Source organism: Pseudomonas sp. S32, assembly GCF_016648095.1.
GTDB lineage: Bacteria > Pseudomonadota > Gammaproteobacteria > Pseudomonadales > Pseudomonadaceae > Aquipseudomonas > Aquipseudomonas parafulva.
Genome location: NZ_JACVVF010000010.1, coordinates 24,939 through 38,922, shown reverse-complemented (window position 1 = coordinate 38,922; position 13,984 = coordinate 24,939). Strand labels below are relative to the sequence as shown.

12 protein-coding genes are annotated in these 13,984 nt (G+C 63.3%); 1 reads left to right on the top strand and 11 read right to left on the bottom strand.

Translation table 11 applies throughout. The features are described 5' to 3' along the window. Nucleotides 1-67: 67 nt before the first annotated feature. Nucleotides 68-1,414: a HAMP domain-containing sensor histidine kinase gene (locus IAE38_RS07710; protein ID WP_201216883.1), complete on the bottom strand. Its 1,347-nt coding sequence runs from the start codon at nucleotides 1,412-1,414 to the stop codon at nucleotides 68-70. Beyond that, complete coding sequence (locus tag IAE38_RS07705; RefSeq protein WP_201216880.1) at nucleotides 1,414-2,106, bottom strand: response regulator transcription factor; 693 nt, start codon at nucleotides 2,104-2,106, stop codon at nucleotides 1,414-1,416. Before IAE38_RS07705 ends, IAE38_RS07710 begins: the two co-directional genes overlap by 1 nt. 182 nt (nucleotides 2,107-2,288) lie before the next feature. Between IAE38_RS07705 and IAE38_RS07700 the strand changes: the two genes are divergently transcribed. Further along, nucleotides 2,289-4,454 carry a TonB-dependent siderophore receptor gene (locus tag IAE38_RS07700; protein WP_201216879.1) on the top strand — a complete coding sequence of 722 codons (2,166 nt, stop codon included), beginning with the start codon at nucleotides 2,289-2,291 and terminating at the stop codon, nucleotides 4,452-4,454. 276 nt (nucleotides 4,455-4,730) lie between these two features. On the opposite strand, the gene IAE38_RS07695 is transcribed toward IAE38_RS07700, so the two are convergent. From IAE38_RS07695 to exaC, 9 genes are all read right to left on the bottom strand, one after another. Beyond that, nucleotides 4,731-5,432, bottom strand: a complete 702-nt coding sequence (locus tag IAE38_RS07695; protein WP_201162827.1) for a LexA family transcriptional regulator — start codon at nucleotides 5,430-5,432, stop codon at nucleotides 4,731-4,733. A 194-nt stretch (nucleotides 5,433-5,626) separates the two neighbouring features. Next, nucleotides 5,627-6,154 (bottom strand): inorganic diphosphatase, encoded by a 528-nt coding sequence (gene ppa / locus IAE38_RS07690; RefSeq protein ID WP_016484715.1) that lies wholly within the window; start codon nucleotides 6,152-6,154, stop codon nucleotides 5,627-5,629. Between the two features lie 93 nt (nucleotides 6,155-6,247). Continuing rightward, the gene (locus IAE38_RS07685; RefSeq protein ID WP_201216876.1) at nucleotides 6,248-7,063 is read right to left on the bottom strand and encodes a zinc-dependent peptidase; all 816 of its coding nucleotides are present in this window, start codon (nucleotides 7,061-7,063) and stop codon (nucleotides 6,248-6,250) included. A gap of 19 nt (nucleotides 7,064-7,082) precedes the next feature. Further along, entirely contained in the window at nucleotides 7,083-7,730 is a 648-nt protein-coding gene (locus IAE38_RS07680; RefSeq protein ID WP_028633029.1) for a DedA family protein, read from the bottom strand. A gap of 188 nt (nucleotides 7,731-7,918) precedes the next feature. Continuing rightward, on the bottom strand, nucleotides 7,919-8,377 hold the full coding sequence (locus IAE38_RS07675; protein WP_201162829.1) for a GNAT family N-acetyltransferase: 459 nt from the start codon (nucleotides 8,375-8,377) through the stop codon (nucleotides 7,919-7,921). Nucleotides 8,378-8,484: 107 nt separating this feature from the next. Then, nucleotides 8,485-9,303: an ethanolamine ammonia-lyase subunit EutC gene (eutC, locus tag IAE38_RS07670; RefSeq protein ID WP_201162830.1), complete on the bottom strand. Its 819-nt coding sequence runs from the start codon at nucleotides 9,301-9,303 to the stop codon at nucleotides 8,485-8,487. Between the two features lie 8 nt (nucleotides 9,304-9,311). Next, the gene (locus tag IAE38_RS07665; protein WP_028633026.1) at nucleotides 9,312-10,706 is read right to left on the bottom strand and encodes an ethanolamine ammonia-lyase subunit EutB; all 1,395 of its coding nucleotides are present in this window, start codon (nucleotides 10,704-10,706) and stop codon (nucleotides 9,312-9,314) included. Nucleotides 10,707-10,752: 46 nt separating this feature from the next. Then, nucleotides 10,753-12,201 carry an ethanolamine permease gene (gene eat / locus IAE38_RS07660; RefSeq protein ID WP_201216873.1) on the bottom strand — a complete coding sequence of 483 codons (1,449 nt, stop codon included), beginning with the start codon at nucleotides 12,199-12,201 and terminating at the stop codon, nucleotides 10,753-10,755. Between the two features lie 246 nt (nucleotides 12,202-12,447). Further along, a complete protein-coding gene (gene exaC, locus IAE38_RS07655) occupies nucleotides 12,448-13,968 on the bottom strand; it encodes an acetaldehyde dehydrogenase ExaC (protein WP_028633024.1) in 1,521 nt (506 codons plus the stop codon). Nucleotides 13,969-13,984: the final 16 nt, after the last annotated feature.

Below are 13,984 nucleotides of genomic sequence, written 5' to 3'. Positions count from 1 at the left end.
GCGTCTCGTCAGGGGGCAAGGGTTGAAGCGCCAGATGATAGACAGCCCCGCCAGCGCGTAAAGCGCCTTAACTTTCTAAACCGTCAGGTGCCATGGGCAGGGTCAGGTGCAGGTGCAGCCCAGGGTTGCCATTGCTGGCCCACAGCCGGCCACCCTGCAATTCGATGGCGCGGCGGGCGATGGCAAGGCCCAGGCCGAACCCTGTGCCACTGCCCGGCAGGCGTTGGTAAGGCGTGAAGATGCGCTCCAGCTCATGCTCGGGAACGCCCGTGCCCTGGTCACGCAGGCACAGGTGCCAGCTACCCCCTTCGCGCCAGCCGTCCAGGCTCACCCGGCCTGCCGGCGGGGAGTGGCGAATGGCATTGCGCATCAGGTTTTCCAGGGCCTGGGCCAGGCTGTCCAGATGGGCCTGGACAACGCAGTCGCTACCGAGCGAGCAGGGCAGGCGCTCCCGGCCCCAGCCACTTTCGAAGCAGATATCCTGGCACAGCGCCTCCCACACCGAAGCCATCAGCACAGGCTCGGTGGCCAGGCTGGGCTGTTCGGTATCCATCCAGGCCAGGTCGAGGGTGTTTTCCAGCAGCTTCTGCATATCGGCTACTTCGTAATCCAGGCGCTCGCGTAGCTGCGCTGCTGGCAGGCCGCTGTCATGGGCGATACGCAGGCGTGCCAGGGGCGTGCGCAGCTCGTGGGACAGGGTGCGCAGCAGCAGGCGCTGTTGCTCCAGGCTGTGGCGCAGGCGGGTGGCCATGTGGTCGAACGCCTGCGCCAGTTCGCCCAGTTCGTCGTGGCGGCCGTGCAAATGCAAACCGGGGCTCTCCAGGTCGTTGGCGCGCAGGGCATCGGCGCGGTCACGCAGGCGGTTCAGTGGCGCCACAAGGTGCCTGTACAGCGCCAGGCCCAGCAGCAGCGCCAGCAGTGCCGGGGCAATACCGTGGGTGACCACGTGGGTCCAGGGGGTCAGCCCGGTGGGTAGCAGGCGCTCGGGCAGCTGCATCACCACCCGACCTTGCTCGGGGTGTTGCGCGAAGGCAATGCTCACGTAGGGCAGTTCATCCTGCAGGCGTCGGCTCATGGGCCAGGCCAGCTTGCGCATGAAGGTGAGGTGGCTGGCCTCTTCGGCGGTCAGCGGCGTGGTACCCAGGCTTTGCAGGTGCGGGCCTACCACGGCGACCCAGGTGCCCTCGCTTGCCTGCACGTGCTGGCGCCAGGCTTCGACTGCAGGCGCTCCACCTGCCGCCAGGGCCTGCTCGGCCTGTTGGCCATAGCGAGCCAGGTACAGCTGGTCGGCCTCAGGCAGAAAGTAGCTGCCACGTTCAACACTCAGGCCCCACGTCCATATCAGCCAGGTCAGCAGCAGGCAGAAACTCACCTGCAGCAATGCCAGCTTCCATAGCAGCGGGTGACGGCGCATCACGCCTGCCCCTCTTCGACCAGCACGTAACCCTGGCCACGCACCGCCTGGATCTGCACATGCTGCACGTCGATGTCGGCGAGTTTGCGCCGCAGGTTGCACACGTGCACGTCAAGGCCCCGGTCCAGGCGGGTATAGGCCCGGTGCAGCACGGTCTGGTACAAAAACGGTTTGCTCAGCGGCTCGCCGGCATGGGCCTGAAGTGTCACCAGCAAGCGGAATTCGGACGGCGTCAGGCCGGCCGGTTTGCCACCGTTCAGGACATCCTGGCGGTCCTGGTCCAGCTGCAAGTCGCCAAGGGTTGCAAGGCGAGCGGGTTGGCGGGCAAACGCCGCCCGGCGTAGCAGCGCGTCCACCCGCGCATCCAGCTCTGCCAGGCTGAAAGGCTTGGGCAGGTAGTCATCGGCGCCCCGGGTAAAGCCGGTGATGCGGTCCTGCTCCGCGCCCAGCGCCGACATCAGCATCACCGGTACGGCCTGGCGATGGCGCAGGGCGTCGAGCAGGGTCAGGCCATCGATGCCTGGCAGCATGATGTCCAGCAACACCAGGTCGAACGGTGCCTGGGCGATGGCGCCAAGGGCCTGCTCGGCACAGGCGCAGGCCTGCACGCGAAACCCGCGGTCGAGGAAGTGGCGGTCCAGGTCGTGGCGCAGGCAAGGGTCGTCTTCGACGAGCAGCAGGGAGGTGGGCACGGGCAGCCTTGAATGAGAATGTCTATCAGTTGTGGATCATCCCACTGTCACCCCGGCAGGGGCAATGCCTGCGTGTGTTAAGAAGGTTAATCCTGCTGCACCCCTGATTTTGCTCCGGTATCGTTCGCAAAAAGCAACGTGTTTCGTTTGCGAATTATTTTTATTTGGGCGAAGGGTAGGTCATGAAGGGTTCAAACGGGGTGGGGCGTGTGCGTTGGGTAATGCTGGGGTTGATGGCGCCGTTTTCGTTGTCGGCACTGGCCGAAACGGTGGCGGTGCAGGCTTCGGCCGCAGACAGCACGCTTGATCTGCCGGCGCTGACCATCGAGGGCAACCGGCTCTACGACATGCTGCCATCGGAGCAGACTGGCGGTTACAGCGTGGACGCCGCCACGGTGGGGACCAAAACGCCGGCTGCGCTGAAAGACATCCCGCAATCGATCACCGTCTATACCCAGGACTACGTCAAGGATCGCCAGTTCGTGCACCTGGATGACCTGGCCAAGTACACCGCCGGCCTGCGCACGCTGACCAACGACAGCGGCCGCTCTTCCATCTATGCCCGTGGCTACGAATACAGCGAGTTCAACATCGACGGCCTGCCGGCGCCCATGGCCAGCATCTTCGGTACCGTACCGTCGCTGGTGGCCTTCGACCGTGTGGAAATCATGCGTGGCCCGGCGGGGCTGTTCAGCAGCACCAGCGAACTGGGTGGCATCGTCAACATGGTGCGCAAGCGCCCTACGGCCGAGTTCCAGGGCCATGTGGAAGGCCGCTACGGCAGCTGGGACACCAACCATGAAGAAATCGACCTGAGCGGGCCGCTGGACGATGCTGGCCGCGTGCGTGGCCGCCTGATTGCCTCACGCGACGACACCAATGGCGAGGTCGACTACAACGCCAACACCAGCAACAGTTACTACGGTGCGTTGGATGTGGACCTGGACGATGCCACCACCCTGTCGTTCGGGCTGATCCATGAGGTGAAGAACATCACCCCGCACAACGGCTACCCGGCGACACTGGCCGGCCAGGTGCCAGACTTCAGCCACTCCCGCTTCCTGGGGGCGGACTGGAACAGCTTCGACGGCAAGACCACCGACCTGGTCGCAGAACTGACCCACCGTTTCGACAATGGTGGTTATGGCCGTATCGCCGCCCGCGGCTCGCACCGCGATACCGATTACCTGTATGCCTTCACCGCCACCAATGCGGCCAATGGTGCCAACTCCGAACGCGCCAGCGCCCGGGATTTCACCCAGGACACCTACGCGCTGGACGCCAGCTACAGCCAGCCGTTCGAAACCTTCGGCCAGGTCAGTGAGTTCGTGGTGGGCAGCGACTACAAGAACTACGACACCGAGTACCTCAACGGCACCACCAACCTGGGGGCCATCAACGTCAATACCTACACGCCCAAGCGCTTCGCCAAGCCGTCGCCCAACTACAGCACCGAGACCGGGATGCAGGAAGAAGAATACGGCCTGTACTCGAAGGTGACCTTCCGCCCGGTCGAGCGCCTGGCGCTGATCGCCGGTGGCCGCTTCAGCTGGTACCGCGGCGACTTCTACACCACCACGCTCAAGACCGGCGCCACCACCAACGACAGCAAGCAGGTCGATGGCCATTTCACGCCTTACGGCGGGCTGGTCTACGACCTCACCGAGAACCACGCCCTGTACGCGAGCTACTCGCAGGTGTTCAAACCGCAGTCTGCCACTGATGGCAATGGCCGTGTATTGAAGCCGCGCGAGGGCGAACAGTATGAGTTCGGCTTGAAAAGCAGCTACTTCGGTGGCGACCTGAATACACGGTTCTCGGTATTCCGGCTGACGGATGAGAACCGCGCTACCACGGTGTACGACGCCGACGGCGTGGCTACCAATGACTCGGCGGCATCAGGCAAGACCCGGGTGAAGGGCGCCGAGGTGGAAGTAAGCGGCAAACTGACGCCGAACTGGGAATTGCTGGCCGGTTACACCTGGATGGAAACCGAAACGGTCAAGGGTGATGCCGAAACCACCTTCTTCATCATGCCGCGCAACCAGGCTTCGTTGTGGAGCAAATACACCCTCAGCGAGGGCCCGCTGACAGGGCTGGCCATCGGCGGCGGCGTTTCGGCGATGAGCAACTTCCACTCGGAGAATGGCGGGGTTCGTATCAATGCACCGGGGTACGCTACCGTGGATGCCATGCTGTCGTACCCGGTGACCTCGAAGCTCACGGCCACGTTGAACGTGAACAACCTGTTCGACCGGGACTACCTGTCGCGGGTGGGGTCTACCTCGACGTTCAACTTCTACGGGCCGTCGCGCAGCATGATGGTGGGGGCGCGTTACGACTTCTGAGGGGGTGATGCGTTTTTGAATCGACCTCACGCAGCCGAAAAAAACACAATAAAAAGCCGGCTTGTGGCCGGCTTCTCGGGGACGCTTCCGGCTAATTTATGGTAAGCCGCAATCGCCTTAACAGGGTGGCCAGCAAAGGCCTGAAAAAGAAGGCAGATGCCCGTGTGGGGTATCGCCGAGCCCTCTGGGCCGCGGTTTGCACCGGGCGGGGCTGATGTGCGGCGTAGCATACAAGGCCCCAGCCATGATGCACAGCAAAAAATGGCACCGGGTGTGTCACCGCGGGCGTTGCTGGCGGAAGAACGCCCAGTGGAACACCCAGCCCAGAATCTCCAGCCCCTGGGCATGGCGTTGGGCGGGCGTGTAGCGCTCAACCGCGTAGTTGTTCCGGTCGTGGCTGTGCAGGTACAGGGTGCCGTTCTGGCCAAGGCTGAGGTTGTGCACGCGCAAGGCCCCATTGAGCATCAAGGCATAGGTTTCGCCCTCGACAATCTGCGTCATGCCCATGTCGATTGCCAACGTCGCCTGCAGTGGAATCAGCGGCGCCATGTTGCCCGTGGGCATGGCCACGCACAGGGTGTTGTCGGGGTGTACCCCCAGCCCCTTCAAGGCATTGGCGGGCAGGCGCAAATGGCGGCCGGCTACCGGGCACAGCAGGCCACTGCGCAACTCATGGAAGGGCACATTCACCACCCGGCCGCGCTGCACCGACAACGGGATGGGCACCTGCGCAGGCGCAGGCCGCGGCGCGCAACTGCGCAAAATCGCATTGGGGTGCTTGATGCCCTCGCCGCTGCGCAGCCAGCGGCGGTGCACGCAGAACAGATCGGCAAGTTCGTCCAGGCGCGCCAGTGGCACGCCGCGGTTGAACCAGTTGTTGACATGCTGTGGGGTCACGCCGCACTGGGCAGCGAAATCGGAGGCTGTAAGCCCGCATTCATGAAGCAGGGCCCTGAGGCGGTCACCGGATGTGTTCATGGCGCGAGTGTAGCGGCGAGGTGCCAGCAAGGATATGAACAGCAGGTTGACAGGGCTTGTAAGAAATAAGCTCGTTTGTAGGGCCAGGACGTAAGACGTTGTAGGACCTGTTACCGGCTTCATTACACAGCGCGTGACGCGTTCAGCCGCCATAAAAAAACCCCGCCAAAGCGGGGTTTCTCATGCAAACGGTATCAGCCCTTGTAGGCAGCGACCGATTTGGTGATCGCAGCGCGGGCGGCGTCTGCGCCATCCCAGCCTTCGATCTTGACCCACTTGCCTTTCTCGAGATCTTTGTAGTTGGCAAAGAAGTGCTCGATCTGCTGGATCAGCAGGGCTGGCAGGTCGGTGTATTCCTTCACGTCCACGTACAGCTGCGACAGCTTGTCGTGTGGAACAGCAATAACCTTGGCGTCGCCGCCGCCATCGTCGGTCATGTTCAGCACGCCTACCGGGCGGGCACGGATGACCGAGCCTGGGGCTACCGGGTAAGGGGTGACCACCAGCACGTCCAGCGGGTCGCCGTCGTCAGCCAGGGTGTTGGGGATGAAACCGTAGTTGGCCGGGTAGAACATCGGGGTAGCCATGAAACGGTCGACGAACAGGGTATCGCTGTCCTTGTCGATTTCGTATTTGATCGGCGCGTGGTTGGCCGGGATCTCGATGGCGACGTAGATGTCGTTCGGCAGGTCTTTGCCCGCCGGAATCTTGCTGTAGCTCATTGGGCAGTGCCCCCGTGTTTGACCAAAAAAGTGGCGGCGATTATAGGCATATTCTGCCTGCGCATGCCACGCCTGGCCTGATGCAGCGGGGCGTCAGGCGGGGTGCTCACGGTACGCGGGGTGCTCCGTCTGCAATTGGTTGAGCCGGGCCAGCGGGTTCTGGCGGTAGAACAGCGACAGCTGGTGGTAGACCTGTGGGTAGGCCTGGTACAGCAGGTCGGGCCCACTGAAGAAGTACTCGCTGGCCACTGCAAAGAATTCCGCGGGGTTTTCTGCCGCATAGGGGTCGATGGCGGTTTCGGCGTCGGGGTTGGCGTCCAGCTGCCGGTTGAGGTCGTCGTAGGCGTGTTGCATGGCGCTGGCCCAGTGCTCGATCGACATGTCGCTGTGCAGGGGCGGCAGGCCATTGGCGTCGCCGTTGAGCATGTCCAGCTTGTGCGCCAGCTCGTGGATGACCAGGTTGTAGGCTTCCCAGCCACCGCTGGCCAGTACCCCGCTCCAGGCCAGGATGATCGGGCCCTGCTGCCAGGCCTCGCCGCTGTGCTCGCCGTCCCAGGCATGCTCGATGCCACTGGCATCACGGTGGCGCTGGGGGCTCTTGAAGTCGTCGGGGTAGAGGATGATTTCGTGAAAGCCCTGGTACCAGTGCAGCTCGCCCAGGTGCAGCAACGGCAACTGGGCCTGGGCTGCCAGTACCAGGCGCTGCTGGTCGTCCAGCTCCACCCCCGGCAGGCATGTCAGGTGCTTGTCCAGCAGGAACAGAATGCAGGCTTCGCGCAGCCAGTGGTCTTCGTCGTCGCTGATGCCGTCGAGCATTGGCAGGCGCTCGCGCACGGCCTGCCATTGCTGGGGCGTGATGGGGTAGCGCGCCAGGGTGCGCTTGCGCCGCCAGGCGCTGAATGACCACATGAACGTAACGCCTTGGCGGTCAGTGTGCCTTGGCCGTGCGGCCCAGGCGGGTGCGCAGCAGGCCCAGGATCATGGGCACCAGTGACAACACGATGATGCCCACCACCATCAGCGATAGGTGTTGCTTGATGAACGGCACGTTACCGAAGAAGTAACCCAGGGTGACCAGCCCACCCACCCACAGCAAGGTCCCGGCAATGCTGAACCCCAGGAAGCGGGGGTAGTGCATGTGAGCGATGCCGGCAACAAACGGGGCAAAAGTACGCAGGATGGGCAGGAAACGCGCCATGGTCACGGTCTTGCCGCCATGGCGTTCGTAGAAATCGTGGGTGCGCTGCAGGTAGTCGCGGCGGAAGATCTTGGAGTTGGGGTTGCTGAACAGACGCTCCCCGGCCGTTCGCCCGATGACGTAGTTGGTACTGTCGCCCAGGATAGCGGCGATCATCAGCAACCCGGCAAGCAGTACCGGGTCCATGCCGCCCCCCGCGGCGACGGCGCCGGCGATGAACAGCAGTGAGTCACCCGGCAGGAACGGCATGACCACCAGGCCGGTTTCGCAGAAAATCACGGCGAACAGAATGGCGTAGATCCAGGGGCCGTAATTGGTGACCAACAGGTCGAGGTACGCATCGAGATGCAGGATAAGGTCCAGCGGGTTGAAATCCATGTACAGCACCTGTGTTCTTGGTCGAAGGCTCGGTTACCTGGGAGAGGGGAAACATTTCTCACATGACAAGTAGGCCATTATACGGCGAAGTCAGGATCATGCCCGGGGAGTTTGTAGCGGCGGGTTACGACGGAAGTCGTCCTCGGCTGGCCTTGTCGCGAGCATACCCGCGCTAAGGCAACCGCAGGTCATTCCTGGCTGATGGGCAGGATGTAGTTGCGGAACTCGGTGTCCTCGCGAAACCCGATGGACTCGTAGGTCTTGTGCGCCACCTGGTTGTCGCTGCTGGTGGAAACCCGCATGCGCACGGCGTTGGTCTGGCGCGCCATCTTCTTCGCTTCGCGCATCAGGTGGTCAGCCACCAGCATGCGCCGGGAGTCTTCGGCCACATAGATGTCGTTGAGAATCCACACCCGCTTCAACGACAGTGACGAGAAGCTAGGATACAGCTGGCAGAAGCCCAGCAGCTTGGTGTCATCGTCATCGGGCAATGCAAGGTATATCACCGACTCTTCGCGCGCCAGGCGCTTGCGCAGAAAGCTGCGCGAGCTGTCGGGGTGGGGCAGTTGGCCGTAGAACTCCCGGTATTTGACGAACATCGGGGTAAGCAGGTCGAGGTGATCCAGGGTTGCCTTGATGATGCGCATGTGCGGCCCTCAGCGTCCATGTGGAAAACAGTGCAACGCCAGCAGCGTCCAAGGCCATGCTGCCCAATGCCCGGGGCAAGTGCAATGTGCCCCGCATGACAGCTTGGTTAACCTTTGCCCAGCAGGAAGTTTCCCTTCTGGCTGGCCAGGTCGTCGCTTTCCAAGCTATGCACCTCGGCTTCGTCCTTCAGGTTCACGCCCGACAACTGGCGCCGGCAGGCTTCGCGCATCAGGTACAGCAGGCGGTGCGCTGCCATGCCGTAACTCAGCCCCTCCAGGCGTACGTTGGAGATGCAGTTGCGGTAGGCGTCGGTCAGGCCTACCCGGGGGGCGTAGGTAAAGTACAGCCCCAGGCTGTCGGGTGAGCTGAGCCCCGGGCGCTCACCGATCAGCATGACCGTCATGCGCGCGCCCAGCAATTCGCCCACTTCGTCGGCCACCGCTACCCGGCCTTGTTGCACCAGCACGACCGGCGCGCAGGCCCAGCCGTCGGCGCTGGCCTGCTCTTCGAAGCGGGCCAGAAACGGCAGGGTATGGCGATGCACGGCCAAGGCCGACAAACCGTCGGCCACCACGATCGCCAGGTCGACCCCGCCGGGGTTTTGCTGGGCGTGCTGGCGCAGGGTTGCCGCCGACTCGTCGTTCAGCCGCCGCCCCAGGTCGGGCCGCTGCAGGTACTGGTGGCGGTCGCTTGCTGCGCTGTGCAGCAGCAGGCTGTGGCGGCCACGCTCGCTCAGCTGGGCAGCCAGGCCGTCAGCATCGAATGGCAGGTGCACCGCATCGCGTGCCTGGGCATGGGCATACTGGAAGTCCAGCTGCGCGCCGGTGGGCAGGCTGGTGCCGGCACGGCCCAGGGCAATGCGCGCCGGGGTGAGGTTGCGCAGGGCCAGCCAGGGGTTGTCGGCGGTAGGTGTGTGTTTGTTCATGGTCATCCTTATGCGAGCTGCGCCAATGCCTGGCGGAACGCCGGCGGCAGATTGTCACCGAAACGCACCCGGCCGTCGGCCTGGGTGAAGATGCCGGTGCGGGCCAGCCAGGCTTCGAACTCCGGCCCGGGTTTCAGGCCCAGGGTCTGGCGCGCGTACAGGGCATCATGGAACGAGGTGGTCTGGTAGTTGAGCATGATGTCGTCGGAGCCGGGGATGCCCATGATGAAGTTGATCCCGGCCACCCCCAGCAGCGTCAGCAGGGTGTCCATGTCGTCCTGGTCGGCTTCGGCATGGTTGGTGTAGCAGATGTCACAACCCATGGGCACGCCCAGCAACTTGCCGCAGAAGTGGTCTTCCAGGCCGGCACGGATGATCTGCTTGCCGTTGTACAGGTACTCCGGGCCGATGAAGCCGACCACGGTATTGACCAGAAACGGCTTGAAGTGGCGGGCGACGGCGTAGGCGCGGGTTTCACAGGTTTGCTGGTCGACACCATGGTGGGCGTTGGCCGACAGGGCGCTGCCCTGGCCGGTCTCGAAGTACATCAGGTTCTGGCCGAGGGTGCCGCGCTGCAGCGACAGGCCGGCTTCGTAGCCTTCCTGCAACACGTTGAGGTTGATGCCGAACCCGGCATTGGCGGCCTCGGTACCGGCGATGGACTGAAACACCAGGTCCAGCGGTACGCCACGGTTGACCGCCTCGATCGAAGTGGTGACGTGGGTGAGTACGCAGGCCTGGGTAGGGATGTCGTAGCGCTGGATGATGGCGTCGAGCATCTCCAGCAGTGCGCAGATGGAGGCGATGCTGTCGGTGGCCGGGTTGATGCCGATCATGGCATCGCCATTGCCGTACAGCAGGCCGTCGAGAATGCTCGCGGCAATGCCTGCCGGCTCGTCGGTGGGGTGGTTGGGCTGCAGCCGCGTCGACAGCCGCCCGCGCAGGCCCATGGTGCCGCGAAAGCGCGTGACCACGCGAATTTTCTGGGCTACCAGCACCAGGTCCTGCACGCGCATGATCTTCGACACGGCTGCGGCCATTTCCGGCGTCAGCCCAGGTGCCAGTGCCCGCAGGCTCGTCTCGTCGGCCTGCTCGCTGAGCAGCCAGTCCCGCAGGCCACCTACCGTCAGGTGGCTGACCGCGGCAAATGCCTGGGCATCATGGGTGTCGATGATCAGGCGGGTGACTTCGTCGTCCTCGTAGGGGACCAATGCCTCGCTCAAAAAGTGTGTCAGCGGGATGTTCGCCAGGGCCATCTGCGCAGCCACCCGCTCGCCATCGTTGCTGGCGGCGACGCCGGCCAAGTAGTCACCGGAACGCGCCGGGCTGGCCTTGGCCATCACCTCCTTGAGGCTGTCGAAGCGGTAGACCATCTGGCCGACCGTGTGCACGAAAGTTGCCATACAGGTTCTCCAGAGCCGCGGGCTGCCCCGCGGCAGGTGGCGATGATCAGTGCAGGGCCTGTTCGGCCTGCTGGATCGCGGCGAATTCCTCTTCCGGTGTGCCGGCTACCAGGTGGTGGCGGCTGTAGAAGGCAAAGTACGCGATCAGCACCGCATAGATCACGGCGGCGCCAATCACCACCCGCGGGTCTACCAGGAAGCCCGCGACCACCGCGATACAGGCCAGCACCAAAGCCAGGCCCGAGGTGAAGATGCCCCCCGGCGTGCGGTAGGGCCGCTCCATCTTCGGCCGACGGATCCGCAAGGTGATGTGTGCCGCCATCATCAGTACATAAGACAAGGTAGCGCCAAACACCGCCACCAGGATCAGCAGATCACCCTGGCCGGTCAGCGACAAGGCAAAACCGATGATGCCAGGGATGACCAGGGCCATCACCGGCGCCTTGCTCTTGTTGGTTTCCGACAGCTTGCGCGGCAGGTAACCGGCCCGGGACAGGGCGAAGATCTGCCGGGAATAGGCGTAGATGATCGAGAAGAAGCTGGCGATCAGCCCCGCCAGGCCCACCAGGTTGACAAAGCTGCCCATCCAGGTGGAACCACCATAGGCCTTGGCCAGGGCCTCGACCAGCGGGTTGCCGGAGGCTTTCAGGGCTTCGGAGCCCGCGCCACCTGGGCCTACCACCAGAATCAGCAAGGCAAAGGCAACCAGCACCAGCATGGCGCCGATCAGCCCGCGCGGCAGGTCGCGCTTGGGGTTCTTGGTTTCTTCAGCGGCCAGCGGCACGCCCTCCACTGCAAGGAAGAACCAGATGGCATAGGGGATGGCCGCCCACACGCCCACGTAGCCGAACGGCAGGAAGCTGCTGGCGCCTGCGGCGTCGGTAACGGCGATGTCGAACAGGTTGGCTGCATCAAAATGGGGCACCATGGCCACCAGGAACACGGCCAGTGCAATGGCCGCGACGGCGGTGATGGCAAACATCAGCTTCAACGCCTCGCCCACGCCGAAGATGTGGATGGCGATGAACACCACGTAGAACACCAGGTAGATCAGCCAACCGCCGATGCCGAACAGCGACTGGCAATAGGCGCCGATGAACGTGGCGATGGCGGCGGGGGCAATGGCGTACTCGATCAGGATCGCCGTCCCGGTCAGAAACCCGCCCCAGGGGCCGAATGCGCTGCGGGCAAAGCCGTAGCCGCCGCCGGCTGTAGGGATCATGGACGACAGTTCAGCCAGGGAGAAGCACATGCACAGGTACATGGTGGCCATCAGCAAGGTGGCCAGGAACATGCCGCCCCAGCCACCCTGGGCCAGGCCGAAGTTCCAGCCGGCATAGTCGCCGGAAATCACGTACGCCACACCCAGGCCGACCAGCAAAACCCAGCCTGCGGCGCCCTTTTTCAGTTCACGATGCTGGAAATAGTCGGAGCCGACCTTTTCGAAATCGACGGAAGAGCCTGCCGGCGAGCCGGCGGAATGATCGCTTGGCATAATTTCACCTTTCAAAAAAAAGCGGCAAGCGGCAAGCCATGAGCTGCAAGACAAAGCGAACAGCGCCTGGCTCGCCATCTTCTTCAGCTTGGAGCTCGCTGATTGAATTTATGTGGTTGTTATCAGTGGCGAGCGTTGAGCCACGAAGATCACTAGCAAACTTCTAGCCAGAAGCGAGCAACAGGGGCAGCCATGATGCGGTCCGCCCCTCTTGCCGCTTGTAACTTGCAGCTTGCAGCTGCGCCTTTAGAAGAAGCCCAGCGGGTTGATGTCGTAGCTCACCAGCAGGTTTTTGGTTTGCTGGTAGTGGTCGAGCATCATCTTGTGCGTTTCACGGCCAACACCCGACTTCTTGTAGCCGCCGAACGCCGCGTGCGCCGGGTACAGGTGGTAGCAGTTGGTCCAGACACGGCCAGCCTTGATCCCGCGGCCCATGCGGTAGGCGCGGTTGATGTCGCGGGTCCACACCCCGGCACCCAGGCCAAACTCGGTATCGTTGGCAATCGCCAAGGCCTCCGCCTCATCCTTGAACGTGGTCACGCTGACCACCGGCCCGAAGATTTCCTCCTGGAACACGCGCATCTTGTTGTTGCCTTTGAGCAACGTCGGCTGGATGTAGTAACCGGTGGCCAGCGAGCCCTCCAGTTTTTCCACCTTGCCGCCGGTCAGCAGCTCGGCGCCTTCCTTCTGGGCGATGTCGAGGTACGACAGGATCTTCTCGAACTGCTGCTGGGAGGCCTGTGCGCCGACCATGGTGTCGGTGTCCAGTGGGTCGCCGCGCTTGATCTGCAGCACCTTCTTCATCACCACTTCCATGAACTGCGGGTAGATCGACTCCTGCACCAGTGCCCGCGACGGGCAGGTGCACACCTCGCCCTGGTTGAAGAACGCCAGCACCATGCCTTCGGCGGCCTTGTCGATGAAGCTCGGCTCGGCCTGCATGATGTCTTCGAAATAGACGTTCGGCGACTTGCCGCCCAGTTCGACGGTGGAGGGGATGATGTTTTCGGCTGCGCATTTCATGATGTGCGAGCCCACCGGGGTAGAGCCGGTGAAGGCAATCTTGGCGATGCGCTTGCTGGTGGCCAGCGCCTCGCCGGCCTCGCGGCCAAAGCCTTGCACCACGTTGAGCACGCCCTTGGGCAGCAGGTCGCCGATCAGCTCGACCAGTACGGTGATGCCCAGCGGCGTTTGTTCAGCAGGCTTGAGCACTACGCAGTTGCCGGCCGCCAGCGCCGGGGCCAGCTTCCATGCGGCCATCAGGATCGGGAAGTTCCAGGGAATGATCTGACCGACCACGCCCAGTGGCTCGTGAATGTGGTAGGCAACGGTGTTTTCGTTGATCTCGGCAGCGCCGCCTTCCTGGGCGCGTATGCAGCCGGCGAAGTAGCGGAAGTGGTCCACTGCCAACGGGATGTCGGCGTTCAGGGTTTCGCGGATTGGCTTGCCGTTGTCCCAGGTTTCGGTAATGGCCAGCACTTCGAGGTTCTGCTCGATGCGGTCGGCGATTTTCAGCAGCACGTTGGAGCGGTCCTGCACCGAAGTGCGGCCCCAGGCATCGGCAGCCGCGTGTGCAGCGTCCAGGGCTTTGTCGATGTCTTCGGCAGTGGAGCGCGGGAAGTCGGCAATCGGCTGGCCGTCCACCGGGGACGTGGTGGTGAAGTACTCACCCTTTACCGGAGGAACGAACTCACCACCGATGTAGTTGCCGTAGCGGCTCTTGAAGGAAACCTTCGCGCCTTCGGTACCGGGATGTGCGTAACGCATGGTGTGTCTCCTGGCT

Coding starts and splice junctions, on each gene's coding strand:
- IAE38_RS07710 (WP_201216883.1), bottom strand. CDS start 1,414: ATGCGCCGTCACCCGCTGCTATGGAAGCTGGCATTGCTGCAGGTGAGT.
- IAE38_RS07700 (WP_201216879.1), top strand. CDS start 2,289: ATGAAGGGTTCAAACGGGGTGGGGCGTGTGCGTTGGGTAATGCTGGGG.
- IAE38_RS07695 (WP_201162827.1), bottom strand. CDS start 5,432: ATGAACACATCCGGTGACCGCCTCAGGGCCCTGCTTCATGAATGCGGG.
- ppa (WP_016484715.1), bottom strand. CDS start 6,154: ATGAGCTACAGCAAGATTCCGGCGGGCAAAGACCTGCCGAACGACATC.
- IAE38_RS07685 (WP_201216876.1), bottom strand. CDS start 7,063: ATGTGGTCATTCAGCGCCTGGCGGCGCAAGCGCACCCTGGCGCGCTAC.
- IAE38_RS07680 (WP_028633029.1), bottom strand. CDS start 7,730: ATGGATTTCAACCCGCTGGACCTTATCCTGCATCTCGATGCGTACCTC.
- IAE38_RS07675 (WP_201162829.1), bottom strand. CDS start 8,377: ATGCGCATCATCAAGGCAACCCTGGATCACCTCGACCTGCTTACCCCG.
- eutC (WP_201162830.1), bottom strand. CDS start 9,303: ATGAACAAACACACACCTACCGCCGACAACCCCTGGCTGGCCCTGCGC.
- IAE38_RS07665 (WP_028633026.1), bottom strand. CDS start 10,706: ATGGCAACTTTCGTGCACACGGTCGGCCAGATGGTCTACCGCTTCGAC.
- eat (WP_201216873.1), bottom strand. CDS start 12,201: ATGCCAAGCGATCATTCCGCCGGCTCGCCGGCAGGCTCTTCCGTCGAT.
- exaC (WP_028633024.1), bottom strand. CDS start 13,968: ATGCGTTACGCACATCCCGGTACCGAAGGCGCGAAGGTTTCCTTCAAG.